This is a genomic window from Olivibacter domesticus (assembly GCF_900109575.1).
GTDB classification, from domain to species: Bacteria; Bacteroidota; Bacteroidia; order Sphingobacteriales; family Sphingobacteriaceae; genus Olivibacter; species Olivibacter domesticus.
This window is the reverse complement of the sequence record NZ_FOAF01000001.1, coordinates 1,000,179-1,019,806: the sequence shown is the minus strand read 5'-3', so window position 1 is coordinate 1,019,806 and position 19,628 is coordinate 1,000,179. Positions and strand designations below refer to the sequence as shown.

22 protein-coding genes are annotated in these 19,628 nt (G+C 34.7%); 16 read left to right on the top strand and 6 right to left on the bottom strand.

Translation table 11 applies throughout. The features are described from left to right. Positions 1-157: 157 nt before the first annotated feature. From BMY50_RS04345 to BMY50_RS04335, 3 genes are all read right to left on the bottom strand, one after another. A complete protein-coding gene (locus BMY50_RS04345) occupies positions 158-598 on the bottom strand; it encodes a low affinity iron permease family protein (RefSeq protein ID WP_093318911.1) in 441 nt (146 codons plus the stop codon). Positions 599-916: 318 nt separating this feature from the next. Further along, positions 917-1,396, bottom strand: coding sequence for a hypothetical protein (locus BMY50_RS04340; protein ID WP_093318905.1), 480 nt, complete (start codon positions 1,394-1,396; stop codon positions 917-919). A 149-nt stretch (positions 1,397-1,545) separates the two neighbouring features. Continuing rightward, positions 1,546-2,646 carry an AI-2E family transporter gene (locus tag BMY50_RS04335; protein WP_093318900.1) on the bottom strand — a complete coding sequence of 367 codons (1,101 nt, stop codon included), beginning with the start codon at positions 2,644-2,646 and terminating at the stop codon, positions 1,546-1,548. 76 nt (positions 2,647-2,722) lie between these two features. Between BMY50_RS04335 and BMY50_RS04330 the strand changes: the two genes are divergently transcribed. The 5 genes from BMY50_RS04330 (at position 2,723) to BMY50_RS04310 (ending at position 6,371) form a co-directional block, all read left to right on the top strand. Continuing rightward, positions 2,723-2,941 (top strand): hypothetical protein, encoded by a 219-nt coding sequence (locus tag BMY50_RS04330; protein WP_139202200.1) that lies wholly within the window; start codon positions 2,723-2,725, stop codon positions 2,939-2,941. Positions 2,942-3,074: 133 nt separating this feature from the next. Continuing rightward, positions 3,075-3,596 (top strand): GNAT family N-acetyltransferase, encoded by a 522-nt coding sequence (locus tag BMY50_RS04325; RefSeq protein WP_093318890.1) that lies wholly within the window; start codon positions 3,075-3,077, stop codon positions 3,594-3,596. A gap of 285 nt (positions 3,597-3,881) precedes the next feature. After that, entirely contained in the window at positions 3,882-4,181 is a 300-nt protein-coding gene (locus tag BMY50_RS04320; RefSeq protein WP_093318885.1) for a hypothetical protein, read from the top strand. A 214-nt stretch (positions 4,182-4,395) separates the two neighbouring features. Then, positions 4,396-5,625, top strand: a complete 1,230-nt coding sequence (locus tag BMY50_RS04315; protein ID WP_093318882.1) for a TCR/Tet family MFS transporter — start codon at positions 4,396-4,398, stop codon at positions 5,623-5,625. A 224-nt stretch (positions 5,626-5,849) separates the two neighbouring features. Continuing rightward, positions 5,850-6,371: a hypothetical protein gene (locus BMY50_RS04310; RefSeq protein ID WP_093318877.1), complete on the top strand. Its 522-nt coding sequence runs from the start codon at positions 5,850-5,852 to the stop codon at positions 6,369-6,371. A 28-nt stretch (positions 6,372-6,399) separates the two neighbouring features. On the opposite strand, the gene BMY50_RS04305 is transcribed toward BMY50_RS04310, so the two are convergent. Continuing rightward, positions 6,400-6,774 carry a YccF domain-containing protein gene (locus BMY50_RS04305; protein WP_093318873.1) on the bottom strand — a complete coding sequence of 125 codons (375 nt, stop codon included), beginning with the start codon at positions 6,772-6,774 and terminating at the stop codon, positions 6,400-6,402. Positions 6,775-6,994: 220 nt separating this feature from the next. Between BMY50_RS04305 and BMY50_RS04300 the strand changes: the two genes are divergently transcribed. The 10 genes from BMY50_RS04300 to BMY50_RS04255 all read left to right on the top strand — a co-directional run bounded on the left by BMY50_RS04300 (position 6,995) and on the right by BMY50_RS04255 (position 17,499). Then, positions 6,995-7,771: an alpha/beta fold hydrolase gene (locus BMY50_RS04300; protein WP_093318869.1), complete on the top strand. Its 777-nt coding sequence runs from the start codon at positions 6,995-6,997 to the stop codon at positions 7,769-7,771. Beyond that, entirely contained in the window at positions 7,768-8,979 is a 1,212-nt protein-coding gene (locus BMY50_RS04295; protein WP_093318865.1) for a glycosyltransferase, read from the top strand. Before BMY50_RS04300 ends, BMY50_RS04295 begins: the two co-directional genes overlap by 4 nt. 10 nt (positions 8,980-8,989) lie before the next feature. After that, positions 8,990-10,180 (top strand): glycosyltransferase, encoded by a 1,191-nt coding sequence (locus BMY50_RS04290; RefSeq protein ID WP_093318861.1) that lies wholly within the window; start codon positions 8,990-8,992, stop codon positions 10,178-10,180. A 22-nt stretch (positions 10,181-10,202) separates the two neighbouring features. Further along, complete coding sequence (locus BMY50_RS04285) at positions 10,203-11,489, top strand: condensation domain-containing protein (protein WP_093318858.1); 1,287 nt, start codon at positions 10,203-10,205, stop codon at positions 11,487-11,489. A 6-nt stretch (positions 11,490-11,495) separates the two neighbouring features. Further along, complete coding sequence (locus tag BMY50_RS04280; RefSeq protein WP_093318854.1) at positions 11,496-12,779, top strand: condensation domain-containing protein; 1,284 nt, start codon at positions 11,496-11,498, stop codon at positions 12,777-12,779. Positions 12,780-12,796: 17 nt separating this feature from the next. After that, positions 12,797-13,327: a hypothetical protein gene (locus BMY50_RS28410; protein WP_093318826.1), complete on the top strand. Its 531-nt coding sequence runs from the start codon at positions 12,797-12,799 to the stop codon at positions 13,325-13,327. A gap of 146 nt (positions 13,328-13,473) precedes the next feature. Next, entirely contained in the window at positions 13,474-14,823 is a 1,350-nt protein-coding gene (locus tag BMY50_RS04270) for an APC family permease (protein ID WP_238383657.1), read from the top strand. 95 nt (positions 14,824-14,918) lie between these two features. Next, complete coding sequence (locus BMY50_RS04265) at positions 14,919-15,431, top strand: SAM-dependent methyltransferase (protein WP_238383656.1); 513 nt, start codon at positions 14,919-14,921, stop codon at positions 15,429-15,431. A gap of 60 nt (positions 15,432-15,491) precedes the next feature. After that, positions 15,492-16,055, top strand: a complete 564-nt coding sequence (locus BMY50_RS04260; protein WP_139202199.1) for a hypothetical protein — start codon at positions 15,492-15,494, stop codon at positions 16,053-16,055. 100 nt (positions 16,056-16,155) lie between these two features. Continuing rightward, a complete protein-coding gene (locus BMY50_RS04255) occupies positions 16,156-17,499 on the top strand; it encodes a sigma-54-dependent transcriptional regulator (protein ID WP_093318813.1) in 1,344 nt (447 codons plus the stop codon). A gap of 36 nt (positions 17,500-17,535) precedes the next feature. Here BMY50_RS04255 and BMY50_RS04250 read toward each other — a convergent pair whose 3' ends face one another. Further along, positions 17,536-17,898 (bottom strand): VOC family protein, encoded by a 363-nt coding sequence (locus tag BMY50_RS04250; RefSeq protein WP_162276531.1) that lies wholly within the window; start codon positions 17,896-17,898, stop codon positions 17,536-17,538. A 229-nt stretch (positions 17,899-18,127) separates the two neighbouring features. Between BMY50_RS04250 and BMY50_RS04245 the strand changes: the two genes are divergently transcribed. Then, positions 18,128-18,589: a hypothetical protein gene (locus BMY50_RS04245; protein WP_093318794.1), complete on the top strand. Its 462-nt coding sequence runs from the start codon at positions 18,128-18,130 to the stop codon at positions 18,587-18,589. A gap of 88 nt (positions 18,590-18,677) precedes the next feature. Here the strand turns inward: BMY50_RS04245 and BMY50_RS04240 are convergent, their stop codons facing one another. Next, positions 18,678-19,580 (bottom strand): helix-turn-helix domain-containing protein, encoded by a 903-nt coding sequence (locus BMY50_RS04240; RefSeq protein WP_093318789.1) that lies wholly within the window; start codon positions 19,578-19,580, stop codon positions 18,678-18,680. Between the last annotated feature and the right edge of the window lie 48 nt (positions 19,581-19,628).

Below are 19,628 nucleotides of genomic sequence, written 5' to 3'. Positions count from 1 at the left end.
TTTTTCGCATGATAGATTTTCTTATCTCCTCATTTTATGTGTTGTCGTAAAGAGCTAATAGGTCATTAAAGCTAATATTAAAAATCTAGGAATCAAGCAAATCGATTGATTTGATCTTTTTGTGTCTTGAAATTAATCGACTTGCTGGAGGGTGTTCCTATTTATTTGCTTGTTTGGCTTTCTGCAATTCCTCAGCATTATCAATAGAATGCGATTTGTGAATATCATCTTCCTCCTTTGCTTTCTCCGAAAGCTTTTGATAAAATTTATGTAATACATCCAGCTCTTCTTCTGTAAAGTCTTCAACGTCTACCATTCGGTTGCTTGCCTTTTTGTTAGCTGCGACGAGTTCATTTAATTTCAGTTGAATAGCTTTTGAGTCTTTGTTTTGTGTTTTCTGAATTAAAAAAACCATTAAGAAAGTGATAATAGTAGTACCTGTGTTAATCACTAGCTGCCAGGTGTCTGAATAACCGAAAATAGGACCTGAAATACCCCAGACAATGATTACACCCAAAGCAATACCGAATGCCATTGAACTTCCGGTCCAACTGGTGATTTTATCAGAAAATTTTTCGAAAAACTTATTTATTGACATAGGAGTGTTTTTTGTTTTTTTTATATAAGCAAATAGAATGCTAAAAAATAAAGCGAAACTCAGCACGTTTGGGAAGAGGTTTAAATTTAGCGTATTTTATTTAAGTATATTTCAATGCTATTAAACCGTGAGATTTAACCCGCAGTGATGGGTTTGGTACAGTTTTGATTACTGTATATAATAAAGGATATTCTATATAAAAAAGAATACAGCCAGACACCTACTTATGTACTTGTTTATAGCAAAGTTTTGCTTAGGTTGTAACGAAGACTGGCCAATTAATTGATTTATACCCCCTCCATATGTTATTATTATTAATTACGGTTGTATTTCTCCTATTCTCAAAACTTGATTTATTAAATTATAGGAGATAATGCCGGTCAGGGCGAAAACGAAATGTCCTATCAAAAGCTCTATTGAATAACTAGTTAGAGGAATATAGGGTGGGTTTGGATGAAGATTAAAGAATATGCGCCAAATGCCTATCCCTACCACTCCATGAACTAAACCAAAAACAAGCGCATAGAATATATCTGGTTTACCATAGTTAAAATACCAAAGTAAATAGTAGCAAAACATAAAAAAAATTCCCATGGCGTAATGAGATACAATTCCTATACTTATGCAAAGGGGGGTGTTGCACAATTTGCCATGGGCAGTAGTGCTGAAAGATAACATGGTACCAAGAATTTTTGGAACTCTTATCGTCTTTTCATTCATAAAAGAACATATGTACATTATTCCTGTCATTGCTGCTGTACCAATTAATCCGGAAAGTATGATAGCTGCGAAGGGCATAGAAATCAATCATTGGTGCTTTATACACTGTTACAAATATTATTCCTCTCTTAAAAGAGATTATTCCTTCATCAAACCTTTCTAACAAAACGATATAAATTATTTAAACCAATATGCTTTGCCTTATATAAAATTCGTTTAGTCTATCTTTAAGTGCTTTTATTGATGAATCGGTTTTTGATCTTCTTTATTTTCGTAATAATCCCTTTTTCTGGCTTCCTATCAGTACCTATCAAGTATCCATAAGGTTGTAAGTAAGGAACATGATCACATATAATTTTAGCCATTCCTAATAAGGGGATGGCTAAAATCATTCCAGCAATCCCCCATACTGATTCTCCGGCTACTAGGACCAAGATTGTAAATAACGGATTGATATTTACTTGATTACCGACTACCAATGGTTCTAAAATATATGTTTGAAAAAATTGTATAATGAGGTACACAACAATAACACCTAATATTTTTTCGCTTTGACCATTCTGCGCGATAACTGCCAATACCGTAATAGAGGTGCCGGTAATATTTCCTACAAATGGAATGATTTCTAAAAGCCCACATAATATCGCAAAAAATAACGCACTTTCAACACCAACTAAACTGAAACCAATGCCATAAAGTACCCAGAGCATCAAAATCATAGTGGCCAAACCAATGAGGTATTGTTGTGATACCTTTGTTGATTGCTGAATAATTTCTTCTGCTTGATTGTAATTTTTAGGAGATACAAGCTTTAAAATAAATTTTTTAATTCGTGATCGATACAGTAAAAAGAGATACGTGTAAACTAAGACTAAAATAATGTTAATTACAACATCAAGAATACCAATGGCAAAGTTTGCTAATAGATTGCCCTGTGATTTAGCATTTTGAGCGCCTTGTTGGTTAACGATAGCGTCTTGTTGTTGATTGCTGATGCCTATTTTTTCATTTAACCAGATTCTTACCTCTTCTACAAGAGATAGTAAACGCTCTTTCATATTTTCCATGTTATCTGGAAGATCACTTAGTTGCCAAGTGAGTAACGTAAAGATAAACGCTATTACAAATAAAAAAAATAATATAGCGATTAGAGCGGAAAATACTCTTCTTATGCCGAAACTTTCTAATTTATTAGAAATACCTATGAATAACATAGCGAGAATTCCGGCTAAGGCGATGGGTATTAAAAAGCTCCTAGAGAAGAACAGTATTGCGACACTTAATATAATAAAAAGAAGAATATAGATACTATATTGAAGTTTATGCATTTGGAGATAATTTATAATTCAAAACAAATAAAATCGGCAAGTGTTGTATTAAAGAAAGAAAAATTTATTTAAAGCTATGTATTATTTAGTTTGTTATCAGTTAGAAATGGCTGTTGCAATAAATGATGATGTGGATCTAAGGAATTTAAATAGTGCCAGCTCTCCTCATTTAAAAAAATTTCTCCGAGAAGTGGGTACACTTCCTATTACCAAAATAGATAAGAATTACCCAAGTTACAGTGCCATAATGGACAACTATCATATCATTGGAGAAAAGAATTCTTTATTGCAATAGTATTTAACTTTTTTCAGGTTAAAAATTTTAGAACAATTTGCTGTAGTGGCTATATGGAACATCTACTATAGAATTTATAGCTATAAACGTCTTGAGAATTTTATTCTTAACATATATAATATACTCTTATCTAATGGAAAATGAAAAGAAAGCAGGTGTAGTTTTAAGAAAACTATGTCTAAGTGATGCACGTGAAGTTTGTCATTTGCTTGATTATCCTGAACAATATGGCACTTATTGTAAAGACTTGTATGCTAATGACGAATCGCCTGAGGACTTTACAAGAAGATTGTTGTGGCTTTCTAAATGCATGTATACAATCAGATTAAAATCGGCCCCCACCGTAATAGTTGGGGCATGTGAAATCTATAAAGGCGGACAGAATAGAAAAGAAATATATGTTGGCGGTACTTTGCTGCCTGAATATAGAGATAAAGGGCTTATGCTCGACGCGTTTAATCAAATGCTTGAAATGGCTAGGTATTACTATGGTATTTATGAAGTGAAAATTTTATTAAATACGATAAACGACCACGTGATTAGTGTCATGGAAAAATTAGGTTTCGCAAAGGATAAAAAGAACAGCGGAAACACAATTTATTCTAAGATCCTTCAGCAATATATTCCAAGGAGAACTACTAATTTATTATATTAATTTAATGGAAAAGCTGTCAACTGCTTTATTTATAGCATTGGATTATACGCTGATGGCCATTATCTTAATTTTTGTGCTAACGTTTATCTACAAAAGATAATTCAATAAATGTACGGATAGTGCTACATGTACAGAATAGGTACGATTTGAATCCCGTATTTAAACATTACATCTGTTTTGAAAATGCATTCTTGGTAAAGCTATTTATCGTTTAGACAGAACAAACATATAGATGAATCTGTTATTATAATACAACTGTGCGAGAGATATTTAATAGAGCGTATTATGGCAACGATTAACAGAAATGATCTTTTAGAATTAGGTTTTGAGGATTCTGAAGGTCCCGTATTAACAAATAATTACGATTATATTGTTATACGATATTATATTCACAAAGATAAACCATGGATAGGTATTGAAGAGCACTATCCAAAAAATTGTGGCGGTCATATTGACCCCTCACACATAACATCAGCTGCAATCAATTATGGCACAAAAAAAGGAAAAATAGTCTATTCTAAGGAAGAAGTTTTCTCTTTTCTTTCGAACCAAGGGGAGCATCCGTTTAAGTTTAGAAAGAGGTAAATAACTTGTTATTTACCAATAATTTTAAATAAGAATCGTCTTTTGGTAAGCCAAAATATGCTAGTCTCGCCGTTATTTACGATAATGAGGACTTGATAGTCAATTGACCTTTGGACTTTCCTAAATAATCATGACTTCTAATTGTTCAAAATTTCTTTGTTTTTTAAGAAAAATTAAATCTATATGCTTTCTTTGCAGATAGATTTTTTAAGATATGAATCAAACGAACAGCAGCAAAAAACCGGCAGCATTAGGATTTATTTTTATCACTTTACTTATTGATGTTATTGGTCTGGCCATTATAATTCCGGTCTTTCCTAAATTAATTGAAGGACTGATTCATGGAAATATAAGTGATGCTTCTAGAATCTCAGGTTTACTTCTTGTTGCATATGCTGTTATGCAGTTCTTATTTTCTCCTTTAGTGGGTAACTTAAGTGACAAATATGGTCGCCGACCTGTACTGTTGTTCTCTTTATTAGGGTTTGGCATTGATTATCTTTTTTTAGCATTTGCGCCAAGTATTGGATGGTTATTTATTGGGCGGGTTATTGCAGGTATTACTGGAGCTAGCTTTACCACTGCTTCTGCTTACATAGCTGATGTAAGCAGCCCAGAAAAGAGATCGCAGAATTTCGGAATGATAGGAGTAGCTTTTGGACTAGGGTTTATTATTGGCCCTGTGATAGGGGGTGTTTTAGGGAAAATGGATGTCCATTATCCCTTTTATGCTGCAGCAGCACTAGCTCTTTTAAATGCTGCCTATGGTTTTTTCATTCTTCCAGAATCTTTGGCTAAGGAACATAGACGCCCCTTTAGTTGGAAACGTTCTAACCCGCTAGGCACATTGGTTCAACTAAAAAAATATCCAGCAGTAATAGGATTAGCTATATGTTTATTTGTTGTTTATTTTGCAGGGCACGCGGTACAGAGTGTATGGACATTTTATACAATGCAAAAATTTAATTGGGATGAAGATCTTGTAGGTTATTCGCTTGGATTTATAGGCTTGTTAATAGCATTAGTTCAGGGAGGTTTAATTAGAGTGGTTATTCCTAAAATAGGTCAAGAAAGAAGTATATGGGTTGGACTCATTTTATATTCAATTGGTATGTTATTGTTTGGACTCGCCAACCAAAGTTGGATGATGTTTGCCTATATGATTCCTTATTCTTTAGGGGGTATTGCGGGTCCCGCGCTCCAAGGAGTGATGACAAATGAAGTGCCTGCAAACGAACAAGGTGAACTTCAGGGTGGATTGACAAGTTTGATGAGTCTCAGTTCTATCTTTGGCCCATGGTTCATGACTTATATCTTTTATTTTTTTACAAGTGGTAAAGCACCTATATACCTACCAGCGGCACCATATTATATTGCGGCTATTTTAATGCTTATTAGCGCATTCTTAGCGATTCGTAGTTTTAAAAAAAGTAGTGCTCGATAGACTTGTAATTAGTCTTTTCTTTCCCGAATTCCTAATTGACTTATAGGGCCAAAAATTCTTTTTTAGATTTGTGAAATATTTCAAGGAATATTTCAGAGTTGCACGTAATTTTACATATTTTCTCTAAAAATTTGTGAAATTAAATTTACTTATTTACATTAGCTATATATAGTGAGAACGTAATTTTATTGTCCTATCGATTGAACATTTACAACAATTAGACCGTGAGAAATCTAAACAAGTTACAGTATTATTATGAGGTATATACAGAGTTATCTTTGGAAGATGTTTTTGATAGTATATGTGAGAAAGTAGGGCAGGACCATCAAGGAAAATTTAGTATACATCAAGATTGCATAAGAGTGGAAAGAAATCCCTCTATATTTGAGAGTTTCAGAGGGGAGGGGGTCGTGAATTTTAGACTTTCAGCCGCAGATAATGGAACAACTATTAAATGCACAATAGAACCTTTTACTAAAAAATTCATAAGAAACTGGTCTTTGGCGCTTTTGTCTTTCTTACTTGTATTTACCACATACGTTTTTTATTTAGGCGGGATGAAACTCATACCATCAACGATTGCAATAGGTGGCTGGCTATTAACTTTTGTTATGCTGCGTAATGGCATTAATCACCACAAAAATGAACTACATAGCTATTCAAGAAGAATACTGACTTATTTAGATATTGTTTATAGAAGAGCTGTTATACTGCCTGGTCAATCGCAATACCTAAAGAATCCCTAACAGTAGACGTTTTTTGATAGGTATTATCTCAGTTCTCAATAACTTTTTTACCAAATGGTATTAATGATATTTCGAGCAATTTGAGATGCTGTTTAGCAAATGGTATACCTACAATTGTAATAGAGAGCAATACTGCCCAAAAAAGATGATTCAAAGCTGTATATATTCCTCCACAGAAAATCCAGATAATATTAGCGAACAAGTTAAAGCACCCCGATGCACCGGCTGTATTGACAACTCTTTTTCCAAAGGGAAACAACATGAGACCCGCTAACTTAAAACATTGGATTCCAAAAGGAATTCCAACAATAGTTACACACAAGACAAGGCCTCCTATGAAATAACCCAAAGCAGCAAGAAATCCACCAAAAATTAACCATATTATATTCCCTAAAAAATTCATCCTTTAATAGTTTTTAAAATGTTGTTCTTAACAAAGATGCACAATTTAAAAAATTGTTACAGTATTAATTATTGGACAGGGTTAGATGCGTAAAAAAAAGTGAACAAAATGCTTTACTTGTCTTTCGTGTCTTAAAATATCAAAGAACGTATTTTAGCCTTTCGATGATCAATGACTTTTTTTAGTCAACGGTTAAACATTTTTAATAATTACATAGCCGATGCCCTACATAGATATACATAATAGAAGTGTACATATCCAGGAATTAAACAAAGGAGCTTCTGATACTTTAGTGCTGGTACACGGCATGTTTAGCAACCTTTCTGTTTACTATTTTAAAATAGCACCAATCTTAGCTAAAAGATTTCATGTAGTCATGTATGATCTTAAAAGCCATGGTCTTTCGGCCCGGGCGGAAAGTGGGTATCGATTTTCACATATGACAGACGATTTAATTCAATTACTGGATCAGTTAAACTTAGATAAAGTGCATCTTGTGGGCTATAGCTTTGGTGGATTAGTTTCGTTAAATACTTGTATGAGCTGTCCTGAGCGGATAGAAAAATTGTGTGTAATTGAAGCCCCAAATCCTGGCGATCGTAAAGCCATGGATTTAATTGATGTGTATAGTAAAGAATTTCTCGAAAACTATATTCAGAATTTTACGGATACGACGAAGATTAACATGGGGAGGCGACAACTAGAGAAAAATCATCGTATGTATACGTATCTTTTTAATAACACAAGTATTAAGAACGATATGGAATGTGAAATGGCTTTTTTTGAAGATGCACCGTTTAATATAATTAATCATGAAACACTTCTCTTGTATGGTTTAGCATCTAATTGTCTGGAATCGGGAGAAATTTTGTCGTCCAAAATTATTGAATCACAATTAAAAACACTTGAAGGTGATCATAATTTACCCATACAGCATCCAGAAATAGTAGCCGAAACATTAATTGAGTTTTTAACTAAAGAAAAAGTATTGTTTTGAGCAGGTTTTTATTTGTTGTTCCCCCGCTTTCGGGTCATGTAAACCCGACATTAAGTTTAGGAAAGGCTTTATTATTAGGTGGGCATGAGGTGGCTTGGCTCAGCGTAGACGCTAATTTGGAAAAGCTCCTTCCGGTTGGCGGTGTGTTTTTTTGTATAACGCATAAAGAACTGGATGTCAATAAAAATGAACATGAAGCTTATCAGAACCAAATTTCAAGTAAGAATGTAACAGGAATAGAAAGTGTAAGATTTTTATATGAAGAGGTGTTAATACCGCTAAATAGGTATATGTATGAGCACATTAACAGTTGTGTTGGTTCTTTTAACCCCGATGTCATTATTAACGACCAACAGCTTTTTAGCGGAGCAATAGTTGCTAAGCAGCAGCAAATAAAGTATGCGACATCAGTGACAGCACCGGCTGCTATAAAAATGCAGCAAGATTTGCCAGGTGTATCAGCTTGGGAGGATAATCAAATTATAAAGCTTCAATACGAGTTAGGACTAGCAATGGAAACATCCGTAGCCTGTTCGAACGATTTAACCCTTGTTTACACATCGTTGGATTTTTTTGGTGAAATGGAACTCAATGGAAATTATAAATTTATTGGTTTGTCCACGCTAAATCGCCCAACTGCGTTCGACTTTAATTGGGAATATTTCCACGCAATGCCTTATGCACATAAAATTTTGGTTTCTATAGGAACAACTTTCGATCATTCTTTTAAGCGTGACTTTTTCTCGAAAGTTATAGAGGCATTCGGCAACCAGGATTTAGGAGTAGTGGTAGTTTCCGATCCAAGTCTATTTGATCAATGGCCTTCCAATTTTATGGTATCAAAGAAAATTCCTCAATTGGATTTATTACCGTTTTTTGATGCTGTTATTTGCCACGGTGGGCATAATACCGTTTGTGAGACTTTAAATAACGGCATTCCGTTGGTTGTTATTCCAATTGCTTATGATCAATCATATGTTGCAGGAAGAGTTGTCGCCACTGGAGCTGGCTTACGATTGAATTACAGACGGTTTAAAGCGCACCATCTTTTAAGTTCTTTACAATCTGTTTTATTTGAATCTAATTATCGATTGGCAGCTCAAAAGCTTCGTCGTTCATTTGAACAAGCAGGTGGCGTTGGCTATGCTGTAAGATTGTTGGAAGACTTGGCTCTTAATAATATTTACAATAACAAGAATACAATATAATTTATAAAAAATGGCTAAATTTTTATTTGTTGTGCCCCCCTTTTTCGGGCATGTTAGTCCGACTTTAAGTGTAGGAGCAACTCTGTTAGAAAGAGGTCATGAGGTGCAATGGGTATCTTTGCTTAAGATAAAAGAGGATCAAGTTCCGGCTGGTGGAAAATTTGTTGTTCCTTCGTCTTATTGGAATAATCATAAAAAGCAGATAGACGACATACTGAAAAAACAAGATAATGGCCCCTTACTCTCTGGAGCTGAAACCTGGAAACTAGCATTGGAAGAGACCTATATTCCGTTTTGTAAAATCATGCATGACGGTGTAAATGCGGTAATAGATGATTTTAAACCAGATTTGATAATCAGTGATTGTATAACCTTTGTAGGAGGAATATGCGCATATAAAAAGGGAATTCCTTACGTCACCACCACTCCCGTACCACCCGACCTTGGTGCGAATGCAATTAATTCTCCAAAAATTTGGGAGTGGCAGCAACAACTTATGTTTAATTTACAAAAGGACTTAGATGTACATACTAACGAATTGATTTTTCATTCTAAGCAGTTAAATATTGTTTTCACCTCTCAATATTTTGCAGCTATAAAAGATTCGGAATCTCATATGCAGTTTGTTGGCCCAGTTAAAGGTAGACCAAATAAAGTTGGTTTTGATTGGCAGAAATTAGAAAATAGCAATCGCCCGAGAGTATTTGTATCCTTGGGCACCTTACTGGAAAATATTAGGAAGGAATTCTTTGAAAAGCTTATAGAGGCCTTTAAAGATGAACCATTAACAATTGTTGCGGCAACAGATCCAGCCATTATTGAGAGCTGGCCATCAAATTTTATAGTCCAAGGTTTTGTACCGCAAACTAAGGTGATGGAAAAGATGGATATTGTAATATGTCACGGAGGTTTTAACACAGTTAATGACGCAATTTTAAACGAATTACCGCTTCTTATAACTCCCATTGCGTATGATCATTTTCATACGGCTGATTTAGTTGAAAAGTCAGGTTGTGGTCGAAAAATAAGGTATAAGCGTATGCGTTTGGATGAATTAAAGAAAACAGTTTGGGATCTAATTGAACAACCAACTTATAAAAGAGGTGTGGCCTATGTAAACAAAACCTTCAGAGAAGCTGGGGGTAATGATAAAGCAGCGTCATTATTGGAGGAAATGACCCATAATGCAATTGCCGTTTAACGAGTAATTATAATAGAAAAAAATGCAGCGAAAAGAGAGACCCCTTCTTTTTTTAGAACGGACATTAGCTGGCGATGGCAGCCAACCCTTTAACGGTGTATTTTCCATACGAATTAAAGGCCAAGTAAATTCAATAGAACTTTCAAACGCATTTAGCAAGATCCAAAGGAAACATCCGCAGTTGCAAATAGCAATAGCTGATATAAAAGAGAAAAGGCCGTATTTTTTTATACCAACAGAAATCAAGCCAATACCGGTGAGCTTCCTTCCTTGGAAACATGAACATGAATGGCAAGAGCAATCACTACTTGGCTTAAGACACCATTTTGATTTAGAAAACGGTCCACTTATACAAGCTGTTTGTTTGAATACTGAGGGAATGTTTGATTTAATTATCACCTTTCACCACTGCATCTGCGATGGTGGTGGGGGAGTGCTCTTGCTCCATGAACTATTGGAAATATTAAAGGAACCAGGGGTTTCTATTGGAAGACACGATCGCCTACTTGATTATAAGGATATTGTACCCAAAGACATATTGAAGCAAAAGAAGGTGCACTTAAAAACGACTATCTTAGCAGCTCTTGTAAAATCTGCCCTTACCGTTTCTGCACCATTTATCTCAAAAAATAAATTACGACTATCGCGATTGGATGATTATATTATTCATAGAAAATTACCTTTAGAATTGACGGATAGATGGATAAAAAAATGCAAAGAAGCATCAACCACTGTAAATACGGCCACGGGACTTCTGATGTTGAAGGCATATCAACATGTACAAGGGAATCATGCAAAAAATAAAATTTCTTGTCCGGTTGATATTAGAAGATTTGCAACACAGATAACCAATGATCAACTATTTTCATTTGGCTTGGTATTAACACTAAGTCGTGATGGCAAAAAAGAGCAAGATTTTTGGAAAGAAGCTACCGTATTGCAAACAACCGTTGACAGGCAAACAAAAAAATTACGTCCCTACGAATTTTTAATGACATTTGAGCGGTTGCACAGTGCCTTACCAAATATGTTAAACATGCTTACTTATGGTAAAGTTGGTAATGATATGATGTTTTCTAATATCGGAAAAATTCCCTTAAAGGAAAAATATGGTAAGTTTGAGATTGATACTGTTTTTAGCCCAATGGTTATAGGTCCTTTTGCAAACCCATCCACGCTAATTTGCTCGACCTTTAGGGACAAATTAGACTTCTCGTTTGTGTCGAATGAAGCCTTTCTTCCCCAAAATAAAGCAGTAGAATTAATAGATTATTTGCATGAAAAAATCGAGTTACTAACAGATAAATAAATAACGATGACGAAGCAAAGAGCACTTTCTGTTGGTGAGCGAATAATGTATGTCGGTAAACATCAATCCGTCAATTGTTTATTTACTGTAAGCATTAGAGGAGAATTATCCCGACCTATACTTAGTGCGGCCTTAGAAAAACTTCAGAAAAAACATCCTCTTTTAAGATCGATCGTTTGCGAACAGGACACGAAACCCTATTTCATGCTTAAAAATGAGATTGAACCTATTCCAATAATCGAACATAAAAGAAAGGATGATGCGTACTGGCAGATTATTTCTAAAATGCAATGGCAATCATTTTTCGATGTGGTCAGCGGACCTTTGGCAAGACTTATTTGGGTGAAAGGAGATGAGATTTCTGAAATTATACTCGTTTGCCCCCATTGCATTGCTGATGGAACAAGCATGACTACTCTTTTAAGAGAATTACTCTTACTTATTGATGATCCACAACACCATTTGGAAGGCCAGCCGTTCATAGAAAAGTTATCTTCTCCTATAGCACTTTCTGGCTGGAAAAAATTGAATTTATCCCTTAAAGGTTATGTTGGTAAGGGACTGGCGAATATTTTGTTACCGAGCAAAGTAAATCAAAAAAAATTATTAAAACCGGAATTGTCTTACATGATACATCACCGTTTAGAAGCTGGGGAGACAAAAAAAATACTTAGGTTGTGTAAATCACAAGGTGCTTCATTGTATACGGTAGTGGGTGTATCTTTACTAAAGACGTACTTTAATCTCTTTCCTGAGAAATTTAAAGGGAAATTAATATGTCCAATTGATATACGAAAATTTTTAACTGACATAGAAGAAGATCAACTTTTTGCTTTTGCTCCAATTATTGAATTGAACTTAGACAAAAGGAATTTAGATGCTATTTGGCCATCAGCTAAAAAAATGAAAGAAGAAATCAACCGTGGAATCAAAAAGATCAATATTGCTGAAATTCTAGAAATGAGCGAGGGATTTCAAAAAATAGTTCCGAAGCTTATAAACCACCTTCTTACGAAAGATGGTACACATGATTTTACATTTTCTAATATGGGCAGTTTAGCTATACAAGAAACATTTAATACGTTTGAGGTACAATCTATTTATAGTCCGTCAGTGTCATTTCCATGGCGCAACCCCAATACAATTGTGATTAGTTCTTATAAAGGTATTCTGGACTTAACATTTATGTCTAATGAGGCAATAATGGCAGAAAAGGAAGCAAACGTTTTTATTAAAACTACTTTTGAGACGTTAAGGTCAATCATACATCAGGATCTATTAGAAAATTAAAATTGCACTAGTACGTAATGATAGACCAGATTAAAACTATTACTGATTATAAACCAGCAAAAGCCTTTCTCAAAAGGAAGCTTTTTTGGTATTTGGTTCCTAATCTGTTATTTAATGGGATAATACCCTATTTTAGTTTTGAAAACCCCACAGCAGTTTCGTTATTTGAAGGGGAGTTTTGTTTTGCCAGATTTATATTACCAATGGCATTATTTGTACCATTAGCCATTACAGTTGATTTTATGAAAAAAATCACTGAATTTTTTACCACAGCCAACCTAGGGAAATTATGGGACGATGAGCAAGTAAATATGCGTTTTTTTTTGCGTGAAGGTGTTTATAATGGTTTAAAAACATTTCTTGCTATTTTGATTATTATGCTGGTGGTACAGTGGTTATTGCCAGCTGAGAGCACTTTCAATGGTTTGCTACTGGCCTGTATAAATGGGATTTTAGCCTGCTCATTGGCTGCTTATTTTACGCTAGTTAGTGTCAAACAAATTAATACTATTTTGGAAGAATATGTCAATGCTGTAGAACGAAATTGATTCGTCAATCAACAGTTAATTCAGCTTGTTACGGTTAGGTCTTTTTAGAGCTAACTAATCAAATTGATGCTTAAACAATTAATGGTTCTCATTTGTACTTAATTTATGTTTTATATTAAGTATGATGAACCAAAATTAATGTTAGCGTGATTGATGTAAAAAAATCAACTAATGAAAACATTGGCGAACCCAAAAAAATATTAGGATCGGTAGATGCTATATCAATTATTGTTGGAATTGTAATTGGAGCCGGTGTTTTTAAAACACCAGCATTGGTAGCAGCAAATACCTCTAATGACTCTATGTTTCTACTGTCATGGCTATTAGGGGGTGCAGTTTCGTTGTCTGGAGCATTGAGCTATGCTGAGCTAACCTCCGCTTACCCGCATACAGGAGGAGATTATCACTTCCTCTATAGGGCGTATGGCAAACGATTAGCTTTTTTATTTGCTTGGGCTAGGATGACAGTTATCCAAACCGGATCTATTGCTTTATTAGCATTTATATTTAGTGATTATGCTTCACAAATTTATACTTTGGGACCATATACTGAAGTAATCTATGCTTCGGGCATTATTGTTTTGCTCACATTTGTGAACATACTTGGTATAAAAATCGGAACAGGTACCCAGAAGATATTCACTTTGATGGAAGTCACTGGTATATTGCTTGTAATCGTGGCTGGTCTGTTTTTTACTACCGAAGCCCCACCTTCACCAAATGTACACGAAAATACAAGTTCGTTCATGAGTAATTGGGGCATGGCAATGGTTTTTGTCTTGTTAACCTATGGGGGCTGGAACGAAGCTGCTTATGTTTCAGCTGAAATGAAATCAGGTAGCAGAAGTATGGCGTTCGCTATGATTGCAAGTATCCTGATTATAACCATTGTATATATATTGGTTAATTACGCATATATTTATGCGCTAGGCCATCAAGGCGTGGCCAATTCAAAGGCCGTTGCTGCTGATTTGGTTCAACTAGCTTGGGGTGGGGCTTCAGTTAAATTTATCGGTTTACTTGTTGCTATTTCTGCATTGACATCAGCAAACGCTACGATAATAACAGGAGCAAGATCTAACTATGCCGTCGGAAATGACTTTTCCCATTTTGCTACTCTCGGTAAATGGAATAATAAGGTGTCTTCCCCTGTAAATGCACTCATTTTACAAGCAATTATTTCCTTAATGCTTATCGCACTCGGTGTCATTACGAGACATGGCTTCGAAACCATTGTGGAATATACTGCGCCTGTTTTTTGGTTTTTCTTTTTATTAGTAGGGTTGGCTGTTTTGATTTTGAGAGTTAAGGATCCGAGTAGAAATCGGCCATTTAAAGTTCCCTTTTATCCGTTTATGCCATTAGTTTTCTGTTTAAGTAGCGGGTTCCTATTACTTAGCAGCGTTCTATATACTGGAAAGGGCGCACTGCTAGGTATTGGTGTGCTGATGGTAGGTTTGCTATTTGTCTTATTCGTAGATGATAAATCGAAATGAAGGAATAGTAAAAAAATAAAACAATTATTTTACTGATATGTTGGATTATCAGCTAGTTATATGAAAACATGAAAAGGGCGAAAATTATAATCGGAATGTTATTTGCATTTATATGCAGTTCTCAAGCAGCTTTTGCTCAAGAACCTATTAAAACAGATGTGCCATTTGTTCCTACTGACCAGCAGGTTGTAGAAGCAATGCTTAATTTGGCTCAGGTAAATAAGAACGATATACTTTACGATTTAGGTTGTGGAGATGGGCGTATTGTGGTAACCGCTGCAAAAAAATATGGAGCGACAAGCGTTGGAGTAGATATTGACCCTCAACGTATAGAAGAAGCAAAAAAAAACGCAAAGAAAGCTAAAGTAAAAGATCAGGTTACTTTTATACAAGACGATCTTTTTAATGCAGATTTTACCAAAGCCACCGTTGTCACACTCTATCTGTTACCTTCTGTGAATTTAAAGCTTAAACCAAAACTACTTAATTTAAAACCGGGAACAAGAATTGTATCCCATTCATTTGATATGGGCGACTGGAAACCTGATAAACAAATGTCTGTTGGGAGCTCCACCATTTATTTATGGACGGTTCCAAATAAACAATAATACAAAAACTATTGTGAAACAATAAAAAATCATAGCTTTGTCTTTAATCGATAAAGTACAATGATGTTTAGCAAATCTCTCGCTTCCATTTTATTAAATACATTAATATTTTTTTTTTCTGGCTGTGGTAGCAGCACAACTAACAATAATATAAAGGAGGCCGATATTTCAAAAAAACTTTCTTTAAATGATAGTATACCTATCCCTTCTAAAATTGAAAATATTTTATCAGATAGCTCTAAAGTGTTTTATATAGACAATTCGAGTTTACTTATTGATACTCAAGTCAACGATCAAAAAAAAATTAAATTAAATGGGGATGTTTTCTTTAATATAGAGGGTGGTAATCTTCCGCTTTATATATTTACGAGTTTGATGGAAATTCAAGTTTTAACACCTTCTGCCTTTAGAGTTACTGCTTACGATGAAGACCAAGGGCAGTCGATTGAAACACTAAAAGGCACTATAAGGGTTTCCAAAGCTTACCCGTCCCCATTTCCCGATCCTGACACCTTACGTGAGAACAATTTATACATGATTAATAAATCGATTGATTTATCAGAGAAGGAAAATCTCGATGATAATAAGCTTTCTGTTTGGTGGAATAAATTGAAAATCAAATAATTGCAATAATATGCAAAGTCCTAATAAGCTTAATGGATATTGTAAATCGTTATTTTATCATTCATTAGATAATTTAATTTTCACATAGATTTTATAAAGCGTGCAACAGATTTTACTTATAGATGATGAGGAGAAGCTCAGAAATCTGATGGCTAAAATTATTGGCTTTGAAGGTTTTCATGTCATGCAATCGGAAAACCTAAAGTCGGCCGAGAAAAAATTAATGCAACAAGAGGTTGATGTGATTATTTGCGATGTAAAGTTACCGGATGGCAATGGTGTCGATTTTATACCAAGAATAAAAGATATACAACCAAATGCAGAGGTAATATTGCTTACTGCTTATGGCAATATACCAAATAGTGTGCAAGCCATTAAAAACGGAGCCTTTGATTATATTACCAAGGGCGATGACAATAACAAAATTTTACCACTCATCTATAGAGCACTCGAAAAGGTAGAATTATCGCGACGAGTGAAGCAATTAGAGGAACGTGTAGGCAAGAAGTATTCATTTGACAGTATATTGGGTAATGCTGAAAACATATTACAAGTTATTGATTTAGCAAAAAGAGTAGCTGTCACTGATACAACAGTACTATTGTTAGGGGAGACCGGCACTGGTAAAGAGGTATTCGCACAAGCTATACACCAAGCAAGTGAAAGAAATAGAAAAAATTTTGTTGCCATCAATTGTTCTGCCTTTGGAAGAGAGTTGCTAGAGAGTGAGTTATTTGGACACAAGGCTGGTGCATTTACAGGTGCTTTAAAAGATAAGAAAGGATTATTCGAAGAAGCTAATGGTGGAACAATCTTTTTAGATGAAATCGGGGAGATGGCAGCAGAACTACAAGCGAAGCTTTTAAGGGTATTGGAATCCGGAGAATTTATAAAGGTAGGTGATACTGTGACCACTAAAGTGAACGTAAGAGTTATAGCTGCAACTAATCGTAATTTAGACACTGAAATTGCTGAAAATCGCTTTAGGAATGATTTATATTATAGGCTTTCTGTTTTTCAGATTTTGCTGCCCCCACTAAGAGAGCGGAAATCGGACATATCCATTTTAGCTAAAAATTTTGCTAGCATATTTGCCGCAAAAACTAACAAGAAAATACAGAAACTTGATGCCAAATATATTGCGGCGTTAGAAAAACATTATTGGAAAGGTAATATTAGAGAATTAAAAAATGTAATTGAAAGAAGCGTTATACTGTCTAATGACGATACATTAGATATTTCTTCTTTACCTTATGAAATACAAACAGTTTCATATCCTGATGCTGAACTGCAGTCAACTTTTTCCATGTGGAGTATTGAAAAAAAACATATCCAACACGTGCTTAATTATACGAAGGGTAACAAAACGGAAACTGCTCGTTTGCTTGAATTAGGATTAGCCACCCTATACAGAAAAATTGAGGAATATAAAATAAAAATATAGTTTTCCAATTCTTTTATTTAAAGAACTATAGTGGTTTTATAAGACGTAAATGCTTTTACCAAAAACGAGTGTATTTCCGTCTGGGTCATCGACAGCAAAATCACGCATGCCATAAGGTCTATTATCTAAAGGTGCAGAAATATCTGCTCCTTTTTCTTGGATATGGGCATAATAGGTGTCGACTTCATCACAATCTATACAAACATGCCCAGATCCTGGCGCTTTCTTTCTTCCGGGGTTTAAAGAGCTACTTAAGTGCAATAGAACGTCTCCATGCTTAATTCCTATATATTCACCATATTGAAAGTCTATAGTAAATCCGAGAATGTCTATGTAATAAGGCAAAGATTGATTCATGTTCTTCACATGGATTACTGCTGCAACACCTAAAGTTTTCATAGACCAGTTTTTTAGTAGTGAAAAGATGTTCTCCTTATTCATTTGGGCGAAATTACTATATTAACGATATTCCTGGCATTCTGTTTTTGAATTATAATAAAAAGAACAAAAAAACTATTATCGTAATAAGCAATATATAGGTATAGCAATCGTAAATATTGGACTATCGAGCCCGCATGAACGAACATAAAAAGTTTTATTTCCATTATTTTCATGATAAATTTGTCCTATGACAGATTTTCAAAATCAAAAGTTGGCTCTTTTATTAGCTTGCAAAGAATACGTGGAGCAGAGAGTGCAGACGGCAAAACAAGCAATAGCTTCTGCTCGTGATGCAGCGAATAGCGATGCTAAAAGTAGTGCCGGAGATAAGTATGAAACTACTAGAGAAATGATGAATCAGGAGATCAATAGAAATGAGCAACTCTTGAATACTGCTAAGCATATGCAACAAATACTCAATCAAATAAATGAAAAAAGAACCACCGTAACCATTCAAATTGGTAATTTGATCGAAACAAACAATGGATGTTTCTTTATTGCAATAAGTATTGGTGAGCTCGTTGTGCGTGGACAAAGCTATTTTGTGATATCACCCGAATCACCGATTGGCAAAAATTTAATAGGAAGGGCAGCAAAAGAACATTTTATTTTTAACGGCAAAAATTACCAAATTAAATCGGTCCATTAATGCTATTTTCATCGCCACTCATTGTGAGTAAGAAATCCAATCTTCGTATTATCGAGAAAATAGACCATAAACAAGCGTTGATGCCCATTTAAATTCTAAAAGAACTCGGTGTTAGATCTGTCTGTTTCTTGAAGAAATGATTAAAATGAGCTGGCTCTTCAAAACCTAAAGAGTATCCTATTTCGGCTACATTCCAATCTGTATATTTAAGTAATATTTTGGCTTCGCTAACAAGTCTTTCAAAAATGTGGTCAGTAGTAGTTTTACCCGTCGTTAAGCGAATAGCACGATTTAAATGATTCACATGGACAGCAAGCTGATCTGCAAAATCTCGAGGAGAGCGCATAGTAAATCGTTGGGTAGGCGATTCTATTGGAAATTGACGTTCTAATAGTTCAGTAAATACAGCTGTAATACGTGCATTGGCATCTGTATGCGTATATAATGTTTCTGTGGGATGTATCTTCATTGCGTAGTGTATCATTTCCATGATATAATTACGAATCAAGTCATATTTGAAAACATAATCTGAATTTATTTCTGCTATCATTTTATCAAAAATTTGACTAACAGAATGGTCCTGTTCAACACTTAATGAGTAGCTTGGCTTATTTGTAGGAACAAACATTGGTAGATCTTTTATTCCTCCTCTGATACGTTCCGTAAAAAATGATTCTTTAAAGATGCAAAAGTAGCCAGACGGATCGTCTTCAGATAGCTGTTCGTAAGTATAAGGGACTAATGGGTTGAAGAATATTAAGGTTGATCCAGTAACCTCTAAACTTTTATCGGCATAGTGGTAAATGTGTTTACCGCGTGTCAAAGCTATTTTGTAAAAATCTCTCCTGCTATATTTGACTGGTCTTTTTCCAACACCCATACAGTCCTCTAAGCGAAAAACATTCACATGTCCAATATCTTGCTTTAGGTTTTTTGGCAACCAACTCATTTTGTGTTGGTAAAACTGTTCTAATGTCTCTGTATTTTCCATAAACCAAATATTCAATCAAAGATAAAGAGATAAACGACTAAAGGGAAG